The sequence below is a fragment of the Niabella ginsenosidivorans genome (assembly GCF_001654455.1).
GTDB lineage: Bacteria > Bacteroidota > Bacteroidia > Chitinophagales > Chitinophagaceae > Niabella > Niabella ginsenosidivorans.
Map to the genome: position 1 here is coordinate 1,211,177 of NZ_CP015772.1, position 23,067 is coordinate 1,234,243.

Here is a 23,067-nt window from a genome sequence, read left to right on the forward strand (position 1 = left end):
TAATAAAGAAAAGATGGATGACGGCCCTTTCCAAATGTTTAAGTTCACAAATATAGAGATCTGCTTTTCGTTTATCAGTAACCCATATTGGCGATATGAATAAAATAATAAATTTGTATCTTTGAGCAGAAGAGGCAATTACTTCTTAAAAAGAAGCCTTCTATTTAAAACTCAATGTACAATAGCATATATAGCTAAAACACACTGATTTAAAAAATATGAAAAGCGGCTCTTAAGAAATAATTCCAAAATATGATCTTTTGACCTGGTTATTTTGCGATTGATTTAGAAGACCAATCTACTTGTAAAGGCTAGCTTATGAAGCTTGGGTAAATTGACGACTATAAACCAAATTTTATTTAACATAAGGGGGTTAACAATGAATGAGGAATCTGAATTTCCGGATGAGCGTAATGAGCAGGTTGGATTTCCCAATTGTACGCTTATTGATTTGCTGAATGCCCAGGTATGTAAAACACCCGACCGGATTGCTGTGGTTTGTGATGGGCAGCAACTTACGTATGCCCAGTTGGATGCCCGGGTGAACCGCCTGGCCTGTTATCTGCGTACCAGGAACATTCAAAATGAAGAACTGGTTGGTATCTGCATTGAGCGCAGCCTGGAAATGATTATCGGGATGCTGGCCATCGTAAAAGCCGGAGCCGCTTACGTGCCAATGGATCCGGACGCTCCCAGGGAGCGCATAGGATATATGCTGGAAGATTGCCGGTCAAAAATAATTATCAGTACGTCCAACCTGAAAGGGCGCGTAGAAGGATTTGATGGTATCAGCCCCGTTTACCTGGATCTGCTTGAAGGTGAACCTGAACAATACGATACGCAACCGCCTGTTACCGGAATCGATGCCGGCAGCCTTTTGTATGTGATCTATACATCCGGCAGCACCGGAAAGCCCAAAGGGGTGCTGATTGAGCACCGGAACGTGGTACGGTTATTTTTTAATGATGCACCTTTGTTTGAATTTACGGAAAACGATGTTTGGACCATGTTCCATTCCTTCAACTTTGATTTTTCAGTGTGGGAAATGTATGGTGCTTTATTGTTTGGGGGAAAGCTGGTTGTTGTAAAAAAGGAAGTAGCTAAGGATCCTTCTCTTTTTTATGAACTGATGAAGAAAGAGGGCGTAACCCTGTTAAATCAGACCCCTTCTGCTTTTAACGCCCTGCAGGAGGTGGTTTTGCGGAAAGAACCCCTGAAGAGCCTGCGTTATGTGATTTTTGGCGGAGAAGCTTTATACCCTGCCATTCTTAAAAGATGGTATGAGACTTACACCTGGTGCCACATTATTAACATGTATGGGATCACTGAAACAACCGTGCATGTGACCTATAAAGAGATAACAGCAAAAGAGATTGCAGCCAATGTAAGTGATATTGGTACACCCATTCCGACCCTTTCCTGTCTTATCCTTGACGAGCAGTTGAATATTGTTCCCGAAAATGTGGTGGGAGAGTTGTGCGTAGGGGGCGCAGGCGTTGCAAGAGGCTACCTGAACCGCCCGGAACTAACAGCAGAACGGTTTATTGAAAATCCTTATAAAAAAGGCAGGCGCCTGTACCGCTCGGGCGACCTGGCAAAGCGGTTACCAGACGGCAGCCTGGAATATATAGGCAGGAGAGATAACCAGGTCAAAATAAGAGGCTATCGTATAGAACTGGGAGAAATTGAAAGCCGTCTGCAGGAAGTGGACGGCATAAAACAGGCTGTAGTGGTAGTAAAAGAGCGGCAGGAGGGGGGAAAATACCTGGTAGGCTATTTTACAAAAGGCGCTGGCGGAACCGAACCCGAGAGGGCATATATACGTAAACAGCTAAGCAGGGCATTGCCGGATTATATGATACCCGATTTTTTTGTGGAGCTGGATGTAATACCCCTTACAAGTAATGGCAAAGTAGATAAAAGAGCGCTTCCGGAGCCTGATGTAAGGGCTATGCAAAAGGGCCTCTATGTTGCGCCTGTAACAGAAACAGAGCATCAGCTGGTCAATGGCTGGCAAAAAGTACTGGGTATTCCTAAAATAGGGGTAGAAGATAATTTTTTTGAGTTGGGAGGGAACTCTTTACTGGCTCAAAAGCTGGTAACAGTCTTAAAAGAGGAGTATCATTTTGAAATCCCCATTACAAGGCTCTACCAGAGCCCTACAATAAGCGGGCTTCAGCAATTTTTAAAAGGCAACAAAGGTGTTTTGCGCACGCACCGGAAAAAGAACAGGAGCACAGGTGCAGATGCTGTTGCGGTGATTGGCATGGAATGTAATTTTCCCGGAGCCGGTTCGGTTGAAGCCTTTTGGAATAATCTGAAAGAAGGAAAGGAAACCATTACATTTTTTAAGCAGGAGGAACTGGATGCAGCTATTCCTGCAGCTATAAAAAACAATACGGATTATGTTGCGGCAAGAGGCATTATTAATGAAGTGCCGTTTTTTGATGCCGAATTTTTCGGTATTAGTCCCCGGTTGGCAGAACTGATGGATCCCCAGCATCGCCTGTTTTTACAGGCATGCAGGAACCTGCTGGAAAAAACCGGGTACCTGCCGGGGAAAAGAGCATCAGTCACCGGAGTATTTGCAGGATGCAGCACCAATACTTATTTTAATAACAATGTAGTCTGGCACAAGGATAAAATAGCCCTTCAGGGCAGCATACCTGTAATTTCGGTTTCGGATAAAGATTATGTAAGCAGCCGTGTAAGTTATCAGTTAAATCTTTCAGGTCCTGCTGTAAATGTGAACACAGCCTGCTCCACTTCACTGGTAGCCATTGTACAGGCCGTGGAGAGTTTAAGGGCAGGTCAGTGCGATACGGCTATAGCAGGCGGCGCGGCCATTACAGTGCCTGTAAGCAGCGGCCACCTGTATGAGGAAGGATCCATGCTAAGCGCAGACGGGCATTGCCGCCCCTTTGACGCGGATGCAAAGGGAACTGTGTTCAGCGATGGTGTGGGTGCCGTATTGCTGAAGCGGCTTGATGATGCTGTTGAGGATGGAGATACGATCTATGCCGTTATAAAAGGTGTTGGGATCAACAATGACGGAGGCCATAAAGGAAGCTTTACAGCCCCCAGTGCTGAAGGCCAGGCTGCCGCCATTTCAATGGCTTATGCCGATGCGGAAATTGATCCGGGGAATGTATCCTATATTGAAACGCATGGAACAGCCACGCCGTTAGGAGACCCTATTGAAATAGAAGGGCTGAAGCTTGCTTTTGGTAAGCAGGAGCGGAGGCAGTTCTGTGCAATAGGCTCGGTTAAAAGCAATTTCGGGCATTTGACGCATGCTGCGGGTGTGGCAGGATTTATTAAAACAGTGCTGTCCATATATTACCGGCAATTACCCCCTTCCATCAACTTTGATAAGCCCAATCCGCGGATTGATTTTGAATCGACTCCTTTTAGGGTAAACAACACATTAAAGGATTGGGCCAGTCAGGGAAAAAGGATCGCCGGGGTCAGTTCGTTTGGTGTTGGCGGTACAAATGCGCATATAGTGCTGGAAGAATTTGAAGGGAAACCGGTTATGGAAGCTTCTTCCGTAGGAGAGCTTCTGCCACAATTGATCTGCTGGTCTGCTCATAACAGGGAGAGCTGTACAGCTTATGCAGACCGGTTAAAAGAATTCCTGCAAATGCATCAGGACGTTTCCCTGCGGGATGTAGCCTATTCCCTGCAGGTTACACGGCAGGAGATGAGGGTGCGGAATTTTATAGTAGCCAAAGATGTAAAGGAGCTTATAGCCCGGTTAAATGAAAAGGAAGCCGTTGCGGCTGCGGCCCAACTGCTTAAAGAAAAAAAGGCCAACGTGGTATTCCTGTTCCCGGGGCAGGGAAACCAGTATCCCAATATGGGGCAGGAGCTTTATAATACTGAAGCCGTTTACAGGGAAGCAGTGGATCAATGTGCTGTTCTACTCCGGGAATATATGGGTGAGGACATCCGCAATATTATTTTCACCAATGATGACGGGGCTGCAGAAAAGCTGAAGAATACAAAATATGCGCAGCCTGCCATCTTTACCACCTCTTACGCTCTTGCAAAGTTGTATATGAGCTGGGGCGTTACACCGGTTGCCTTTGCAGGGCACAGTGTTGGTGAATTTGTGGGGGCCCATCTGGCAGGTGTCTTTTCGTTGCCGGATGTGCTGAGAATTGTAGCCGAACGGGGCCGTTTAATAAGTGAACTGGCTCCCGGCAGCATGCTTTCTGTGCGTGCATCACAGGAAAGGGTAAAAGAATTGCTGCCGCAGCAGCTTTCCATTGCTGCCCAGAATGCAACAGAGTTATGTGTTGTTTCCGGAGAATCAGCAGTCATCAGCCAGTTTGCGCAGCAGCTTACGGAGGCCGGTATCATCAATAAGCCTTTAAAAACCAGTCATGCTTTTCACTCTTCCATGATGGACCCGGTGGTTCCGGTGCTGGAAGCAGTGGTAGCAACAACAACCATGAATGTGCCGCAGGTACCGGTTATGTCTACCGTAACGGCAGCATGGCTAAAAGACAGTGAAGCTACCAGCGCGGCGTACTGGGCCAATCATGCAAGGGAAACGGTACGGTTTGGAAGCGCATTAAAGAACCTGCAACAGGACTTAAACCCCCTGTTCCTTGAAACCGGGCCGGGTACCTCGTCTACGATTTTTGCAAAGCAGAATGGAATCAGCGAAGGTGCTTTTGCCGCATTAAATACCAATTCCCAGCCAACCGGGGAAATCGTTGCTGCAAAAAATGCCCTGGGAAAATTGTGGCAGTACGGGGCAACAATAAACTGGGCCGGTATATATAAAGGCAAACGCCTTCATTTACTTCAAAATCTTCCTACTTATGCATACAACAAAAAACAGCTTTGGGTGGACCCACCTCCACCTGTGCAGCCTTCATTAGCACAGCCACCAGTTGTTCCTATGCAAAATACAACAATGATCACTACATCAACAACACCTGAAATGAAACGGAAAGAAACGCTGTTAGAGAAATTAAAAGATATTATAGAATCAGCATCGGGGATCCCCGTTGCCGACGCCAACCCACAGAGCAACTTTGCCGAATTAGGTCTGGACTCTTTACTGCTGACTCAATTAACCTCCAGCCTGAAAAAGGAATTTGCAATTCCCGTAACTTTCCGGCAACTGAGCGAGGATTTTGACAGCCTTGACAAACTTGCTGCATTTTATGATGAACATTTACCGGCTCACCTGTTCAGGAGCACTGTAAGCGAGGCCCAACAGCCGGTTAACGCTGTAAACGGTACAACGCCTGCGCCGGCAGCGCCTGTGATGGCGGCACCTGGTGGTATGCAGCCGGTTGGAGCTGATATGATGAGCCTCATCACGCTTCAGTTGCAACTGCTGACCCAGCAGGTAGCAATGATGCAAAACGGCAACGGTGCAGCTGCCCATATAGCAGCAACGCCCCCCGCGCCTCCTGTACAAAGCCCGGTTGCCACAACACCCGGTACAGGAACAGGAGATGAGCTTACTGCAGAGGAAAAAGCTGAATTAAAAAAGCCCTTTGGAGCCACTGCACGTATAGACAGAAGAGCTACAGCAATGACGGATCAGCAGCAACAATTTATTGCCGACTTTATAGCAGCTTATAATAAAAAAACTGCCGGAAGCAAAAAGTATACACAGGAGCACCGGGCAAAGATGGCGGACCCTAGGGTGGTTTCGGGCTTTAAGCCATATACGAAGGAAATGGTTTACTCCATTGTGGTAAAGAGGTCGAAAGGCTGTTATCTATGGGATATTGATGACAATAAATACATAGATGCCTTAAATGGTTTTGGTTCTAATTTCCTGGGCTACCAGCCGGATTATGTAAAAGAAGCCATCCTGAAACAGGTAGAAGAGGGCTATGAAATAGGACCCCAGCATGTTTTGGCCGGGGAGGTTTCTGATCTTATCTGTGAATTGACCGGCATGGAACGGGCTGCTTTGTGCAATACGGGATCCGAGGCTGTTTTAGGGGCGATGCGCATTGCACGTACCGTTACCGGAAGGGATACAATTGTTGCATTTACCGGTTCGTACCATGGCATTATGGATGAGGTATTGGTACGGGGCAGCAAAAAGCTGAAGACCTATCCTGCAGCATCCGGAATACTGGCCGATAATGTGCAGCATATGCTGATCCTTGAATACGGTACAGAAGCTACCTTAAATATTATTAAGGAAAAAGCCGGTGAGATTGCTGCTGTTCTGGTAGAACCGGTACAAAGCCGCCGCCCGGAATTTATACCGGTAGAGTTTCTAAAAGACCTGAGAAAGCTGACAGCAGCCAATGATATTGCGCTTATTTTTGATGAAGTGATCACCGGTTTCCGCAGCCATTTAGGTGGGGTACAGGCCTTGTTTGGGATCCGGGCTGATATTGCTACCTACGGAAAAGTGGCAGGGGGCGGAATCTCCATCGGGATTATTGCCGGGAGCAAAAAATATATGGATGCCCTGGATGGAGGCTTCTGGCAATATGGCGATGCTTCGATACCTGAAGTGGGGGTGACTTATTTTGCCGGAACGTTTGTGCGCCACCCGCTGGCTTTGGCCACAACACTGGCCACCTTAAAATACCTGAAGGCTCAGGGCTCTTCCTTACAGGAGTCATTGAATGAAAGGACCGCCCTGCTGGCAAAGCGGTTAAATACTATTGCAGAAAAATATCGTGTACCAATCTATGTGGTGCATTTTGCCTCATTATGGAAAGTGAAATTCAAAGAAGAATATGCGTATTACGAGCTTCTTTTTGCGCTGATGCGGATGCGGAATATTCATATTTGGGACCTGTTCCCCTGCTTTTTAACAACAGCGCATACCGGGGAAGATATAGAGGCTATTTGCCAGGCATTTGAAGAAAGTATTGCTGAATTGTGCAATGCCGGTTTCATACCCCAGGCCATAGCACCGGCAGGTAATGGACAGCATGCACGCACAGGCATTCTGGACAACAGTCATCCGCCGGTCCCGGGCGCAAGATTGGGAAAAGACAGGAGCGGGAACCCCGCCTGGTTTGTTCCGGATGATACCAACCCCGGAAAATATTTACAAATATCATTGGATGGAAATAAATGATCGGTATAGAAGTGAATACAGAGCCCTTAGTTGATTTTGACCCCTTTGCCGGAAATGCGATCGAAAAAGTAGTACCAACTACTGAATCACAAAAGGAAATTTTTGCATCCTGCATACTGGGAGGAACCGAAGCGAACCTTGCTTATAATGAATCCCTGTCGCTGGAATTTACCGGCAATGTACAGGGAAAAATAATGAATGAATGCCTGGATGAACTGATCCGGCGGCATGAGTCACTGCGGGCTTCTTTCAGCAATGACGGATCAAAAATGATGATCTATGAATCGCAACCGGTCCCGCTGCATCAGGAAGATCTTAGCGCGCAGGAACCATGTGCGCAACAGGCCTTTTTACAAATGTACCACCAGCAGGACGCTGCAACCGCATTTGATCTTTTAAATGGCCCGCTGATCCGTTTTGCGCTGTTTGCGTTATCCCGCAACAGGCACCTGCTTACGATCAGCGCACATCATATTGTTTGCGACGGGTGGTCTTTTGGTATTTTGCTGGAAGATTTAAGCAGGCTGTACAATGCCAGGATTTCAGGGGAGCCCTTATCCACCCGGCTGATGCAATTCAGTGATTATGCCATTCATTCCGCCACATTCCGGGAATCGCCGGAATACAAGGCAACAGTAGCTTACTGGAAACGGGAATATGAAGGCAATATACCGGTGTTTGAAATACCTCCGGACTATCCGCGTCCACCCCTAAGAACCTATAAAAGCCGGAGAGATGATTTTGTACTTCCTGCTGCAACTGCAGCGGCTATAAAGAAGGCAGGAGCAAAGTACGGGAGCAGTTTTGTAAACACCCTGATGGCGGCTTTTGAAATATTATTATATAAGTATACCGGGCACCGGGAAATCGTGATCGGCTTACCCACCGCCGGACAGGCCGCCACAGAGATGTATGATCTGATAGGGCATTGCGTTAATCTGCTGCCTTTAAGGAGCCAACCGGACCCGGCCCTGAGTTTTGCTGAATACCTGAAGCAACGGAAGTCCAAAACGCTCCGGGATTATGAACATCAGCAATTTACCTTCGGAACATTTTTAAAGGAGCTGAAAATACCGCGCGATCCGTCCCGCATGCCACTGGTCCCAGTGTCTTTTAATATTGACATGGGAATGGATATGCAGGTGTCCTTTAAAGATCTGGATTATCAATTGATCCATAATAAACGGGCAGCAGAAACCTTTGAATTGTTTTTAAATATTGCAGACGGAGAAGAGGGGTATGTATTTCAATGGTCATATAATGCACAGTTGTATAAGCCGTCCACTATAAAGGGCCTGATGGATAAATACTGCTACCTGCTTTCGCAGATCGTGGATAACGCAGAGCAAAAGATCGGCAACCTGCGGCTGGAAGATGAAAAAGAACTAACCGCTTACTGGCAAAACTGGAATAACCGGGTTAAGGCAATACCGGAACCCGCAACAATAATAGAAAAGATCAACCGTACCTGTTTAGAGCATCCTGATCGAACAGCCCTGTATTATGGAGGGCAATCACTAAGCTACAGGGAAATTTATGAGCGGTCCAATCAGATGGCGCATTACCTGATCGCATCCGGAATGCTGCCGGGTGCTGTGGTAGGTATAGCCATGGAAAGAGGAATAGATCTGATCATCTCCATCCTGGGCGTGCTTAAGGCAGGCGGGGTCTTTCTGCCACTGGATCCGCAATATGCCCGGGAGCGTATTGAATACATGGTTGGCAATGCCGGGGCGCAGCTGTTGCTGACCACACCGCTGTTTTCAGGGAAGCTGCAAACAGAAGCCCGGGAGATCTGTGTGCAGGATATCAGCAAGGAGCTGTCAGGTTGCCCGGTTACCCTGCCGGAAGTGACCGTTACAGCAGATTCACTGGTTTATATTTTATATACTTCAGGCTCTACCGGCAGGCCAAAAGGAGTAATGATCGCCAACAGGTCATTGATCAATTATATCAGTTGGGCTGTTGATTACTACCTGAAAGGCGCAGCGGCCGTATTCCCTTTATATACTTCCATCTCTTTTGACCTTACCATCACTTCGATTTTTTCACCACTGGTATCGGGCAGCCTGTTCAAGATATATGAAGAGGAGGAGCCGGCATCCCTGCTGGAAAAGATCTTTACAGATCAGGAAGTGAATGTGATCAAGCTAACACCTTCACATCTGCGGTTAGTAAAGGATAGCGCACTTATCCGGAAAAGCCTTCCCGGGCAGCATCTAAGGCTGATCGTTGGCGGAGAGGACCTGGAAACCGCTTTGGCAAAAGAGGTATATGACCTTTGCAAAGGGAAGGTGGAGATCTATAATGAGTATGGCCCTACGGAGGCCACGGTGGGATGTATGATCCATGAATATACGCCCGCGGAGCAGCGGCCTTCAGTGCCGATAGGGGTGCCCATCTCAAATGCCCGCATCTATTTGCTGGATAACACGTTACAGTTGGTGCCAAAGGGTATTAACGGCGAGATTTATATTGGGGGTGATTGCGTGGCCCTGGGCTATTACAGGAATGCGGAACTGACAAAAGAGCGTTTTTTAGAAGATCCGTTTGTGCCGGGAGGAAGAATGTATAAAACAGGCGATAATGCGGTAATGCAGGAAGAGGATGTGCTGTTGTTTAAAGGACGTATAGATGACCAGGTAAAGCTGAGAGGGTACCGGATAGAGCCGGGAGAGATCGATTATCATCTTTCAGGGCTGGCAGGTATAAAAAATGCCGTAACCCTAGTAAGGGAGGATAGCCCGGGTAAGGGATACCTGGCATCTTATGTAGTATTGCAAGAGCCGGAAGAAGCACCGGAGCTGTTAAAGAAAAAATGGAGGGAAGCGTTGCGCAGCAAGCTGCCGGACTATATGGTGCCCGGCGTGTTTGTGATTTTAGAGAAGCTGCCGCTTACAGGTAACGGGAAAATTGATAAGCGGGCACTACCGGCACCTGTGTTTGATGCAAAGCCCGGTAAGAAGCTGAGCAACCGGCCGCTTTCAGCACTGGAAAGCCGGATAAAACAGATCTGGGAAGAAGAGCTGGGCATACAGCAACTGTCTCTTTCAGATGACTTTTTTGAGCTGGGCGGACATTCGCTCACCGCCATTAAGATCATGACGCGGATAAAGGACGAAACAGGGGTGAACCTTCCCATTTCAACGCTTTTTGAACACTCAACCCTGGCGGCTGTTATCGGCCTGTTGCAGGAGAACGAGATCGAAATAGGGAAAAAAGTGCTGGTACCTATAAAAACAACGGGTTCGCTGCCCCCCATTTACTTAATTCATGGCGGCGCGTTAAATATTCTTTTGTATAAGCAACTGGCGCCGTTTTTAAATGAGGATCAGCCTCTATATGGTATCCAGGCATTAGGGCTGGACGGCGACCTTTCCTGCCTGGACAGCATAGAAGAGATTACGGCACGCTACCTGACTGAGGTACTGGCCCAAAATCCTGACGGGCCTTATATCATCATTGGCTATTCCTTTGGAGGTCTTGTGGCTTATGAAATGGCGCGTCAGTTGTTAGCAATAGGAAAAACAATCCGGCTGCTGGGTATTATGGATACCAACGTAAGTGGTTTTAATGCTCCAAACGGAAAAAAGAGCAGGTTATTAATGCATGCAAAGCGGCAGATTAAGAAAGCCCTGTTTATAGGTGGCAACCTGTTCCGGTATCCGAAAGATGTAATCGCCTACCAGTGGCTGATTTTTAATAAGAAGTTTAATAAGGATTTCCGGGAGGAGCCGGAAGAACAGGTCTATGACTATGATAGTAAAGTATTGGAAGCCTATGAAAGGGCCTATAATAACTATAAGATAGCTCCGCTGAATGTCGTTATTCATTTGTTCCGTGTAAAAGAACGTATTTATTTTGTAGATGATCCGCTGTATCTTGGATGGAAAAGATATGCCTCCGGTGGGGTAGTGGTACATGACGTGGCAGGAGATCATAAGACATTTTTGCTGCCGCCTAATAATAAAACGCTGATGAACATTGTACAGAAAAGTATAAAATAATTGTATAAATAAAATTTTAAAAATTGTATGAAAATAGCAGTAGTTGGAACCGGTTATGTTGGGTTGGTTACGGGTACCTGTTTTGCCGAAACAGGCAATCATGTTACCTGTGTTGATATTGACAGGAATAAGATAGAGGCGTTGCAGAAAGGCATTACGCCCATTTATGAGCCGGGTCTGGAAGTGCTGCTGGCCAGGAACATAAAAGAAGAGCGTATTGCTTTTACTGATAATTTAAAAGAGGCGGTTGAAGAAGCCGTCGTGATCTTCCTGGCATTGCCAACGCCATCAGATCAGGATGGGTCTGCAGACCTTAAATATGTGCTCCAGGTAGCAGAGCAGCTGGGGGATCTGATCACCTCTTATAAGGTTGTTGTTAATAAGAGCACGGTACCGGTGGGCACCAGCGAAAAAGTAGCAGCAGTGCTTTCAAAAAAAATAGCACCGGAGTTATTTGATGTGGTTTCCAATCCTGAATTTTTAAGGGAAGGGGTAGCTGTAGAAGACTTTCTGAAGCCGGAAAGGGTGGTGGTGGGCACCCGGTCAGAAAAGGCCACAAAGATTATGGCGGATCTGTATAACCCTTTCGTACGTCAGGGCAATCCTATTTATTTTATGGATCCGCGCAGTGCGGAAATGACCAAGTATGCTGCCAATTCCTTCCTTGCAATGAAAATTTCATTTATGAACGAGATCGCCAATTTATGTGAGCGCACAGGTGCCAATGTAGACTGGGTACGGATGGGAATCGGAAGTGATCACCGGATAGGCAAGCGCTTTCTTTTCCCGGGTATTGGTTATGGCGGCAGCTGCTTTCCCAAAGATGTTTTGGCGCTGAACCTTACCGCCAGGGAGCATGAATACGATTTTCAGCTTCTGCAATCTGTTTTGACAGTAAATAAACACCAGAAAAAAGTCATCGTTCAAAAGATAAAACGGCATTTTAAGGATGCGCTTCAGGGAAAGCGGTTCGCAATATGGGGGCTGGCATTTAAACCGGAAACTGATGACATCAGGGATGCCCCTTCCCTGGAGATTATTGAAGCATTGCTGAATGAAGGAGCCACCCTCAACGTTTATGACCCTGTGGCAATGGAAAATGTTCGAGGCAGGTTTGGTAACAGGATCACCTATTCTGCCAATCAGTACGAAGCACTGGATGGGGCAGACGCATTGCTGATCTTAACGGAATGGAGCGAGTTCAGAAACCCTGACTTTGATAAAATGAAAGATCTTTTAAAAACGCATACTATATTTGATGGCAGGAATGTATATGCTCTTGATAAAATGGAAGAATTGAATTTTCATTATGAAAGTATCGGCAGGGCAGTAATTAATAATAAAGCCTGATCAAATAACAGATCAGGTAAATTGAACGATTAGATTGGGTACAGAGAGTAAAATGAAACCGGGTCATTGTAAATAGATGTGAATTTGGTGTTTTTATCGAAGAACTAAGGCGTTTCATCGAAAAACTGGATCTCCGGCAGATAAAAACTGTAGCTTTAGTTTCAAGAAGGTTGGTCCTTTAAAACTGATTTTAAGTTAATTAACACAACTGTAAAATGAACTCTAAGCATCTACTAATTGTTGACGATGAACCTGCAATTCTGAAATTGCTGCAATTTATCTTATCAAAAGACTACACCGTTACGCTTAAAAGCAACGGTTTGGAAGCAGTCCTCTGGTTGGAAGAAGGCAATAAGCCTGATTTAATTATACTTGACATCAATATGCCTTATTTCAACGGGCAGGATTTCTTTAAGTCTTTAAAGGTAAGCGGGTTGTTCCAGGGAATACCTGTAATCATCCTCACCGGTCATACAGATGTTGACCGTCTTAAAGCCGAGCTGGAATTCCCCGTGAATACTATCATCTCAAAACCCTTTAACCCAACAATCCTTCAAAATGCAGTCAGATCTCTCCTTACGCCAAAACCTGAAGTATACTAAATCCAGCATTGTCAACACCAATGAATTGGCTTACATCGGAAAAAAATACGTAACAGACGTAACATTGCCGCTTCAGGAGCGCCACGGGTTTCTTGTTGATAAATTTGAATCGGTTGAAGAGTTTCATGCCTTTCTGAAAGGCAGTTCGATCCTCGAAAGCCCGGGGGTGATTTTGCTGGAGGAGGATGACAGCATGGATGTCCGGTCTGTGCTGAGCGAACTCCGGACAAACCCTTTAACGGGCGGTGCCATCATTATTTTTCTTGCTTCAAAGCCCCGGAATACTGATTTTTACCGGGAGCTAAAAGTTAACGATAGCTATAATGCCCCTTATGATCCGGGCATGATCGCTGAACGGATCAATTTTTTGCTGCGGCTTAAGATTGCTCTATCCAATAATACCAGGGTAACAGCAACAGCCGTGCCACAGTATAAAATGGCATTTGGCAAACGCCTTTTAGACATCTTAGTGGCTGCATCCGGGCTAATCATCCTGTCGCCTTTAATGCTGATCATTGCTCTTCTGGTAAAACTCTCCGGGAAGGGCCCTGTTATTTATAAAAGTAAACGTGCGGGTACCGGCTATAAAATATTTGATTTTTACAAATTCCGCACCATGTACGCAGACGCTGATCAGAAACTAAAGAACCTTAGTTCCACCAATAACCAGTACGGGAATGCCTCCGATAAAGCGCCTCAGGCGTTTGTAAAAATTTTAAATGACCCCAGAATTACACCCATAGGCGCTTTTTTACGTAAAACCAGTCTGGATGAACTGCCTCAGCTTTTTAATGTATTAAAAGGAGACATGTCTTTGGTAGGCAACCGGCCGCTGCCGCTTTATGAAGCGGAAATGCTGACATCCGATCAGTTCGCCATGCGTTTCCTGGGCCCTGCCGGAATTACCGGTCTGTGGCAGATCAGTAAAAGAGGGAAGGCTGAAATGTCGAGCGAAGAGCGGATCGCCCTTGATAACCATTATGCCCAATACACTTCCTTCTGGATGGATTTCAAAATCGTATTGAAAACCATACCAGCCATGCTGCAAAAAGAAAAAGTATAATTATACGAACTTTTAAACCACTTATAATGAGGATACGCTATTTCTTCTTTCTGATGACCTGTTTTGTAAGCATAACTGCCCTGGCTCAGGAATCGATCATTGGTGATATTGATAATGATCTGCTCGCAAAATATATTGCCCTTGCGAAGCAGAACTTTCCGAGAGTAAAGGCGTTTCATGCAAGAGAAGACCGTGCAAAATATATGGCTAATGCTGCTTCTATGGGATGGTTTGATATTATTAATGTTGGATATTACTACTATCCCAACAGTTCTTCAAAAGGAGTGGGAGGAAATGTGAGCCCCGGCGGGCAAATTGTTACAAACGGATTTATGGTAGGCGTGAGCGCCAATATAGGTGCTTTGCTGTCTAGACCATCTACTGTTAAAGCGGCAAAGGCTGAGGTAAAATCCGCAAAAGCCGAAACGGAGGAGTATGATATAACCCTGGCCAGCGATGTAAGAGCGAAATATTATGATTATCTTTCCAGTAAAAAGCAACTGGCAATCCGAAATCTGGCTGCTCAAAGCCTGAAGGGGATTCAGGCAGATGCCCAGCAAAAATATGAGCGGGGGGAGATTGCTATTGATGCCTATACCACTGCAAAGAACTCTGCTACTGAAGCAGATGCCCAGGCATTAACAGCAGAAGTTACTTACCTCAAAGCTAAGGATGCTCTGGAAGGAGTGATTGGAGCAAAACTCGAATCTATAAAATAATAAAAATTTAAGAATTAAGGATAGCCTAAATGAATCTAAATCTAAACCTGAAAGAGTTTTTAAAGTATTTGTCACGTTTTAAGTGGCTTTTAATTGTTGTTCCCATTCTATGTGTAGGGCTCGCCTATTTTTTATCAAAAAAGGCGGCGCGAAAATATGTATCAGATACACTAATAGCCACAGGAATCACTAACCAGTTCCAGCAAACACTTACAGAAGGCCAGAATCTGGATTATTTTAAAATAAGTCAGCGGTTTGGGAATCTTTTGGAAATGATCAAATCCAGACGGATGATCAGTGCGCTTTCTTATGAACTGATCCTGCACGACCTTAAAAATCCAAAAGAAGCATTTATTCCGGTTTCCGGTGTTGTTAAAGAATATACACCTGATGAATTGAATAAACTCATCCAGGAATATCAGCAAAGGCTTGACGCACATACACTGATTTCAATTGCAGATAATGCAGGTATGAAATTATATGATATCCTGAAATCTAAAAGATATGATGAGGAATCCATTCTGAAGAACTTATCCGTAGCAAGAAACGGAGAAAGCGACTTTATTAAATTGTCCTATATTTCTAATAACCCCAGACTTTCCGCTTTTGTTGTAAATACGCTGGCAGATAACTTTATAGACTATTATACCAACATGAGTACAGCAGGAGAAAGAAAGTCGCTTGCTATACTGGACACAGTTTTAAGGACCCGGCAGGTAGCATTGGAAAGAAAAGGCGCTGCATTAACTTATTCTGCTGCTTCTTCTAATGCAACCGTTAAGAATGAGATCGTAGCTCAAAAAAAGTCGGATATGGCGTATCAGCAAATTACCGAGGCTCAATCTCAGAGAAATCAGACTATGCGCACAATTAGCTCTTTGGAAGGCGCGATCACTGAAATTGACCAGAAGCTTAAAGGTGCTGGAGGTTATCTGACCCCCGGGGCTCTTACGGATAATAGCGAGATTGTAAGAATTGATAATCAGTTAAAGACTGCTAACAGGAACTATATAAATAATAATTTTCAGGCATCCGACAAAAGAAAAATAGATTCTCTTCAGGAAATCAGAACTTCTTTGATCACAGCCGCCTCTAAAAAAGGAAATACAAATCCTGCTGTAATCAGACAGAATTTAATAGAACAACGGATCAAGCTTGAAAATGACCTGGCTTCCGCCAAAAGTACTCTTAACACTATTGACCGGCAGTTGAATGCTTTGCAAAGCACCGCTGGTCCGATTGTGGCAGCTACAACTCCTGATAACAGTGCCGGACAGGCATTGGCCCGAGATGTAGAAATTGCCTCAAAGGATTATGCAGATGCCCAGGAAAAATACCAGCAGGCTGAGCTGGCCTCAAAAACAGGCGTTAATCTTGCAGTGGTGGAGCCGGGAGTACCAGGGCCACCAGAGCCATCCAAGACACTTTTGTTTGCAGGATTGGCTGGTTTCTCAGGATTGATGATCAGCCTGGTAGGCATCTTTCTTACCTTTGCTTTAAATAAAACCTCAAATACACCCCAGGAACTTGAAATTAAATTGCATCAGCATGTATTAGGATGGTTAAATGACCTGGGCGAAGAAGACAAAGACCTTCGTAAAATATGGAAAGATAAAGGTTCCACAGCGTCCTATTCAGTTTATAAAGATGCTCTGAGATCTTTGAGGTTTGAGTTAAATAAATTTATAAAGCCAGGTAAAAACGTAATTGGCATTACTAGTGTATTACCCGGAGAAGGGAAAACCTTTGTTGCGGGTAGCCTGAGTTATGCCTTCGCAATGATGGGCAAAAATGTGCTGGTCATTTGTGAAAAAAATGATTCTATTTCGGATCTGGTTATAGGCCGGCGTTTTAATGAAGATCCGCCTCAAAAATTTGAATCATTTTTAGTTAAGAAAGAAATACAGATTGAAGACCGGATCACTATTTTGAATAAAAATGCGAGCAGCAGCTCCCTCCTGGAGTTGAGAGATGGCAGGAGTCTTGAAGCAGGGTTTAAAATACTCAAGGAAACTTTCGATGTTATTGTTGTAGATATTGGTAGCGCGTATGATATTTATAATATGAAAGAGTGGTTGATGTTCTGTGATTACAGCATTGCTGTTTTTGAAGCAGGGAACAAAGTGGCCGAAAAGCACCATGATGTGGCAGCGCTTTTATCTTCATACGAAGGTTTTTTAGGGTGGACCCTGAATAAAGTAAAAATTCAGAATGTGAAAGGTCTTGTTGAAAAAATGTAACATTCATGAGCCCTCATACTTTAAATAATTCTGGATTTTCAAAAGGAGAAATTGGGTTTATTTCAGCTGGCTTAATTATACTGATTGCATCAGTTATTTTAGCTGTTTTAACACAGTCTGTTCTTTTCTTTTTTTTACCCGTTTTGATTTTATTGGGTATTGTTTTTCTTGTTTTATTATTTAGAGAGCCTTTAATTGGCTTATTTACATCTCTTGCATATAGTTTTTTGTTTGTAATACTGGACCGAGAGGTTGGAGGAATGTCTTATGGAACGTTAAATGAAGCGTTACTTATATCTACCTGGTTAAGTGTCTGGTATAATTCTGGTCGGTACGATTTTAAAGTATTGAACAATAATTTAGTATGGCTTTCTCTGATTTGGTTTATTATCAGCGTGATGGAGCTGGGTAACCCTAATGGAGGAAGTTTTCAGGGGTGGATGCAGGAAATAAGAACTTCGGCATTATATCCGCTTTTAATAGCGCCTTTGGGATGCTTATTAATTAACACAAGAAAAAAGTTGAACTACTTTTTAATTCTGTTACTGTTACTGTCATTTATTGCAAGCCTGAATGGGATAAAACAGATAAAAATAGGATTGAGCCCAGGTGAGCAGCGGTTCCTGGATGAGGGAGCCTCATCCACGCATTTGCTTTTCGGGAAGTTAAGGGTTTTTTCATTTTTTTCGGATGCAGGTCAATTTGGAGCTTCTCAGGCTCAGTTTGTAGTATTAGGAATTGTGCTGGCTATTGGTTTAAGAGGAACATTGAAAAAAACGCTACTATTTATTTTGGGAGCTATTTCCTTTTACGGGTTGTTAATCTCCGGAACAAGGGGGGCTTTATTTGCCTTAATGGCCGGGATCTTTTGCGCCTTATTGCTAAGCAAGAACTATAAGGTGCTCATTATTGGAGGCATCATTGCCATAGGGTTTATAGGAATGTTGAAATATACTTATATTGGTAATTCTAATTATAATATATACCGGTTACGGACAGCACTTGATCCGGAGGATGCTTCTTTGAATGTACGTTTAAATAATCAGGCTAAACTAGCAGATTATATGGCATCACGTCCTTTCGGAGGCGGGTTGGGTGTTATAGGTACCTGGGGTGTAAAATATAATGCAGATAAATTTCTTTCCACCATACCGCCGGATAGCTATTGGGTAAAAGTATGGGCAATGTATGGTATTATCGGCTTTATAATATTCTTTAGTTTCTGGATGTATCTTATCGGTAAATGTTGTGGAATGATCTGGAATGTAAAGGATCAGAATCTGAGGTTGAAACTGATTGCCCTGATTTCTGGAGTGGTAGGCATTTTTTTGTGTAGTTATGGAAATGAAGTAATGAATACAATGCCTTCCCTGAACGTAATACAGCTTTCTATGGGAACCGTGTATATAATGTGTCTGAATTACAGAAAGGAACAGCAGGCTTCATAAGCATCCATTTTAAACATTTAATATATGCCAGTTGCTTTTTTTGCAGTGCCCGGGATAATATCTTTGCTTTGGGGCATATACATGGGATTGATCTTTTATAAAGAGGTGAAGCGTCCCCGTTCCCGTTGGCAATCGAACAGAAGTTAATTATTATGGAATCGTTAAAAAAAAAGATCAAATCTGTTCCAGCGCTGAAAAAAACAGCGCAATGGTTGTTGAATGCTGAGCATGATCCTCGCCCAAGATGGTTAATCCGGGCGTTTGTTAATCCTTTTGTTCATAAAAAAGGCGGGGGTTCTATCGTCAGAAAATATTCACGAATGGATCTTTTCCCTTTTAATAAGTTTTTTCTTGGGGAATGCGCTATTATAGAAGACTATGCAGTAATCAATAATGGAGTGGGAGATGTAGAAATCGGCAGTCACTCTATTATTGGGGTCGGTTGTGTTGTAATTGGCCCTATATCTGTAGGTAAACACGTCATGTTTGCCCAGCATGTAGTGGCATCCGGGCTCAATCATGGTTATCAGGACATTCATCAACCCATCAGCCATCAGCAGGTGGAATGCAAAAGAATTATTGTGGAAGATGAAGTTTGGATAGGGGCGAACAGCGTAATAACTGCAGGGGTTACTTTAGGAAAGCATTCAGTTGTGGGCGCAGGCAGCGTAGTAACGAAAGATGTGCCTCCATTTTCAATCGTGGCTGGGAATCCTGCCAGGGTTATTAAACAATATAATAACGTATCTAAAAACTGGGAAAGGGTTTAAACGTATGTATACATTCTGGCTCATTTTGCAGGTTATTTTCACAGTACCTTTTTGGTTTCCGTTTTTGCTGTTTATAATATATCAGATCAGGAAGAGAATTCAATGGCAAACGACTCCTGGCGGGTGGGATCATTATGATATCGGCGTGATTATTACAGCTTATCAGCAAATGGACCTGGTAGAAGATGCTGTAGCATCAATTTTAAAATCAACCTATGACAATTATCTTATTTATGTTGTGGCTGATGCTTGCGACATTACCGGCGTTTCATTTAAGTCAGACAGAGTTATTCTGCTGCGACCTGAGAAGGTACTGTCCAGTAATACAAAATCACATTTTTTTGCTATAGAAAATTTTAGACGCGCCCATAATATTATTACAATTATTGACAGCGATAATTTGGTAGATCCACACTATCTTTCTGAAATAGCGAATAAAATGGAGGAAGGCTTTGATGCAGTTCAGGGAGTGCGCGCTGCCCGGAATTTGAACACAGTGTATGCCTGTTTGGATGAAGCAGGAGATATCTTTTACAGGTTTATTGACCGCCTGCTTTTATATGGAACAGGATCTTCTGCTTCGTTGGCCGGTTCAGGAATGGCATTTGATACCGAAGTTTATAAGAAAATGTTCCGCAACTTTACTGCTTCCGGAGCAGGGTTTGATAAATACCTGCAGTATCAGTTAGTGAATCAGGGATATCGTATTGCGTTTACCAGCAATGCAATTGTATATGATGGGAAAACTGATAATCCGGAACAACTAGTGAAACAACGTGCCCGTTGGATCAATGCATGGTTTAAGCATTGGGTATTGGGAGTAAAACTGTTTTTTAAGTCAATATTCCGCCTGAACTGGAATCAGTTTGCTTTTAGCATAATGATTATTCGCCCACCCCTGTTTATGCTGGCTTTTCTAAGCGCTGTAATGGTTCTGCTAAACTTGTTGTTTACTCCCGCAGGTTTGCTGATATGGACCTGTTCATTCGTTTTTTTTATATTCCTTTTTTTCTACGCATTGGATACTTTTAAAGCAAAACCCTCAATATATCAGTCGCTTAAACAAATACCCCGTTTTATGTATTATCAGGTTGTTGCGCTTTTCAAAGCCAAAAAGGCGAATACGCTTTCTGTTGCAACAAAACATAATGTAAAAGCCTATAAATAATAAATTTTCCGTAAGGTAATTAATGTTGAATAATGCTAAAGAATAAAGATATTATTATTGTTGGGCAACAGCCCTGGGATACTGAAATAGGCAGCAACTGTAAAGATATTGCACTGGAGCTTAGCAAGAATAACCGGATATTATATGTAAATTCTCCTTTGGACCGTATCACTAAGGTCAGATATGGAACGGATCCGAAAGTTAAGAAGAGGATTGATATAATCGCCGGCCGTTTGCCGGGGATTGAGAAAATTAAAGAAAATCTGTATAATTTATATCCCGACTGTCTGGTTGAATCCATCAATTGGATCTCTTCCACAAAACTATTCAAATTCTTTAACCGACGGAATAACCGCAAATTTGCTAACTCTATATTGGATGCCATTCATAAACTATGCTTTAAAGACTATTTATTATTTAATGATAATGAAATTTTTAAGGCATTTTATCTGAAAGAGTTCCTAAAGCCGTCTCTTTCTGCCTATTATTCACGGGACAATATTGTAGGAGTGAAATACTGGGCAAAGCATGGTGTTCAGCTTGAGCCGGAACTGATGGCAAAAAGCGATTTGTGCCTGGCCAATTCAGAATATTTAAGGTCGTATTGCAAAACCTTTAATCCTGACTCTTTTTATGTAGGCCAGGGGTGCGATTTTACCTATTTCAAGGACGAAGGACTGAAACCGTCTCCTGAAATCCTGGCTATTCCGAAGCCAATTATAGGATACATTGGTGCATTATGGAACTCCAGGCTTGATCTGGCTTTACTAGAACGAATTGCAGAAGAAAAAAATGACTGGAGTCTTGTCTTTATTGGAGCAGAAGATGAAGAATTCGCAGCCAGCAGGTTACATACAATGCCCAATGTGTATTTTCTGGGCACAAAGAAACCTGAAACGTTGGCTTCCTATATTAAGGGATTTGACGTATGTATGAATCCTCAATACATAAACCCTATTACTGTTGGCAACTATCCAAGAAAAATAGATGAATATCTGGCTTTGGGAAAACCTACTATTGCCACAAAAACAGAACCGATGCTGGACTTTAAAGAATATGTTTTTTTAGCTGAAGATGGGGATGGCTATATAAGAGGGATTCAGGAATTGCTGGATACAGATGCGCCTGAACTTCAGGAAGCGAGAAAAAAGTTCGCATTGTCACACAGTTGGGAACGAAGCATTCAACTGATCCTGGACGCCTACGGGCAAACGGCAGCCAGAAAAGGAATAACGCTTTGATATCTTTTCCTTAAGCGTTATTGCCAGATCGTTTTTTGTTTGAAAATATTTACTAACCCTGTTTCAGGGTTAAAAGTAGCTTTATCAATACCGTTTAAATTTTTAATATTTGTAATCTTTGCTTTGGAAGTTACAATAAAACTAAGATCACGCCAACGAAAGCGGTCAGGGAGCGTTTTTGGGTCAATAACTACTTTTAAAATATTAGCTTCCGTTTTATAGGTTATTGGAAGTTTCGCCATAACTCTGTATTCCATGATCTCTCTTGTAGAAAGAAACAGAATATTGTCTTTTGTAACAGAAGAAAAATTATCCAGTATGTTTTGAAGATTATTTATATTCACTTTATGCGACCCTAACCGGAAATAGGAATTCTTACGGGTAATAAGGGTAGCAGTGGCGCTTTTAACATCGGTCTCCATTTTTGACCAGTCGTCGTTAAAGATTCTGTTAAAGGCGCTGAACGTTAAAGGCGCAAGATTGAAAGAGGCTACTTTTTGATAATCACCTAAGCCGGGAGCCAGATTATCAAAAGTACTTTCAGAGCTTGAAAATAAATATCCGAAATTTTTGGCTGCTGTAGGAAATCCGGAATAGTTAACCGGTACAACAGCACCGTTCATATTATAATTGATCTTCTGAAGAATAAGCGCATTCATTTCGGAAATATTTTTAGCCCAGTCGGTACCGTTATTATAATTTCCGGTTGGTTCATGATATAAGCTATGATTTTCTATATCCCAGCCTAGCCCGATCATCGTTTTCATTTGTGCATAGGTTACATAGTAATCTCCCATAGTTCCCATCTCCTGGTTATTATAATTACTTCGTCCGATAACCGCTAATGCAGCGGCATAAGGGACATTGTTACCACAGCCATCAGTATAAAATTTGCCTTTTAACAACTCTTCAGCTTTTAAAGCATCTAAACTATTGTCATCAAATTCAAGGCTAACCCATCCATTTTTGTTGTACTTGAGCTCGGCCACAGTAGCTTTTGCATCATCTGCAGTGTTGGAAAATACAACTTCAAAGCTCATTTTAGTCGGATCTAACGGCTCCGGGCTGGTATTGTCATGATGAGAGGTATCTGTTTTATTCGTTGTTGAGCTGTCCTCGGGAGGTAAATTATAGGAGCCGGGGGTGAGCTGTCCATGGTTTTCTCCTTTCTGGCAGGATTCGGCACAAAATGAGAATGTTATAACCACTAATCCCAGCAATAAATGCATTTTTAAATAATCCATTTAATAATAATACTTATTTAATTTCTACAAAAAATAAATTAAAGTGTGTATTTTACAGGATTTGCAACTGCAGGAGGGAGTGATTATCAATACAATCACATATTGGTGAATATTAGCAAAAACTGTTCCATATTATT

12 protein-coding genes are annotated in these 23,067 nt (G+C 43.4%); 11 read left to right on the plus strand and 1 reads right to left on the minus strand.

Annotated features, from left to right (window positions below):
• Window positions 1–379: 379 nt before the first annotated feature.
• The 11 genes from A8C56_RS05040 (at window position 380) to A8C56_RS05090 (ending at window position 21,686) form a co-directional block, all read left to right on the plus strand.
• Complete coding sequence (locus A8C56_RS05040) at window positions 380–7,078, plus strand: type I polyketide synthase (RefSeq protein ID WP_067752890.1); 6,699 nt, start codon at window positions 380–382, stop codon at window positions 7,076–7,078.
• Window positions 7,075–11,085, plus strand: coding sequence for a non-ribosomal peptide synthetase (locus A8C56_RS05045; RefSeq protein ID WP_067752893.1), 4,011 nt, complete (start codon window positions 7,075–7,077; stop codon window positions 11,083–11,085). Before A8C56_RS05040 ends, A8C56_RS05045 begins: the two co-directional genes overlap by 4 nt.
• A gap of 27 nt (window positions 11,086–11,112) precedes the next feature.
• A complete protein-coding gene (locus tag A8C56_RS05050) occupies window positions 11,113–12,435 on the plus strand; it encodes a UDP-glucose dehydrogenase family protein (RefSeq protein ID WP_067752896.1) in 1,323 nt (440 codons plus the stop codon).
• Window positions 12,436–12,650: 215 nt separating this feature from the next.
• Complete coding sequence (locus tag A8C56_RS05055; protein WP_067752899.1) at window positions 12,651–13,037, plus strand: response regulator; 387 nt, start codon at window positions 12,651–12,653, stop codon at window positions 13,035–13,037.
• Between the two features lie 25 nt (window positions 13,038–13,062).
• On the plus strand, window positions 13,063–14,100 hold the full coding sequence (locus tag A8C56_RS05060; RefSeq protein WP_245645765.1) for a sugar transferase: 1,038 nt from the start codon (window positions 13,063–13,065) through the stop codon (window positions 14,098–14,100).
• A gap of 26 nt (window positions 14,101–14,126) precedes the next feature.
• On the plus strand, window positions 14,127–14,819 hold the full coding sequence (locus A8C56_RS05065) for a TolC family protein (protein ID WP_084490018.1): 693 nt from the start codon (window positions 14,127–14,129) through the stop codon (window positions 14,817–14,819).
• Between the two features lie 29 nt (window positions 14,820–14,848).
• A complete protein-coding gene (locus A8C56_RS05070; RefSeq protein WP_067752908.1) occupies window positions 14,849–17,059 on the plus strand; it encodes an exopolysaccharide transport family protein in 2,211 nt (736 codons plus the stop codon).
• A 347-nt stretch (window positions 17,060–17,406) separates the two neighbouring features.
• On the plus strand, window positions 17,407–18,507 hold the full coding sequence (locus A8C56_RS05075) for an O-antigen ligase family protein (RefSeq protein ID WP_218917243.1): 1,101 nt from the start codon (window positions 17,407–17,409) through the stop codon (window positions 18,505–18,507).
• 152 nt (window positions 18,508–18,659) lie between these two features.
• Window positions 18,660–19,277 (plus strand): acyltransferase, encoded by a 618-nt coding sequence (locus A8C56_RS25395; protein WP_067752916.1) that lies wholly within the window; start codon window positions 18,660–18,662, stop codon window positions 19,275–19,277.
• A gap of 64 nt (window positions 19,278–19,341) precedes the next feature.
• Window positions 19,342–20,445, plus strand: a complete 1,104-nt coding sequence (locus A8C56_RS05085; protein ID WP_218917244.1) for a glycosyltransferase — start codon at window positions 19,342–19,344, stop codon at window positions 20,443–20,445.
• A 32-nt stretch (window positions 20,446–20,477) separates the two neighbouring features.
• Window positions 20,478–21,686, plus strand: coding sequence for a glycosyltransferase (locus A8C56_RS05090; RefSeq protein ID WP_067752922.1), 1,209 nt, complete (start codon window positions 20,478–20,480; stop codon window positions 21,684–21,686).
• 17 nt (window positions 21,687–21,703) lie between these two features.
• Here the strand turns inward: A8C56_RS05090 and A8C56_RS05095 are convergent, their stop codons facing one another.
• Window positions 21,704–22,930 (minus strand): hypothetical protein, encoded by a 1,227-nt coding sequence (locus tag A8C56_RS05095; RefSeq protein ID WP_157097877.1) that lies wholly within the window; start codon window positions 22,928–22,930, stop codon window positions 21,704–21,706.
• Window positions 22,931–23,067: the final 137 nt, after the last annotated feature.

Bases quoted from the DNA above. Each gene is read 5' to 3' on its own strand.
- A8C56_RS05045 (WP_067752893.1), top strand. From the start codon at position 7,075: ATGATCGGTATAGAAGTGAATACAGAGCCCTTAGTTGATTTTGACCCC.
- A8C56_RS05055 (WP_067752899.1), top strand. From the start codon at position 12,651: ATGAACTCTAAGCATCTACTAATTGTTGACGATGAACCTGCAATTCTG.
- A8C56_RS05050 (WP_067752896.1), top strand. From the start codon at position 11,113: ATGAAAATAGCAGTAGTTGGAACCGGTTATGTTGGGTTGGTTACGGGT.
- A8C56_RS05095 (WP_157097877.1), bottom strand. From the start codon at position 22,930: ATGGATTATTTAAAAATGCATTTATTGCTGGGATTAGTGGTTATAACA.
- A8C56_RS05040 (WP_067752890.1), top strand. From the start codon at position 380: ATGAATGAGGAATCTGAATTTCCGGATGAGCGTAATGAGCAGGTTGGA.
- A8C56_RS05090 (WP_067752922.1), top strand. From the start codon at position 20,478: ATGCTAAAGAATAAAGATATTATTATTGTTGGGCAACAGCCCTGGGAT.
- A8C56_RS05070 (WP_067752908.1), top strand. From the start codon at position 14,849: ATGAATCTAAATCTAAACCTGAAAGAGTTTTTAAAGTATTTGTCACGT.
- A8C56_RS05065 (WP_084490018.1), top strand. From the start codon at position 14,127: ATGAGGATACGCTATTTCTTCTTTCTGATGACCTGTTTTGTAAGCATA.
- A8C56_RS25395 (WP_067752916.1), top strand. From the start codon at position 18,660: ATGGAATCGTTAAAAAAAAAGATCAAATCTGTTCCAGCGCTGAAAAAA.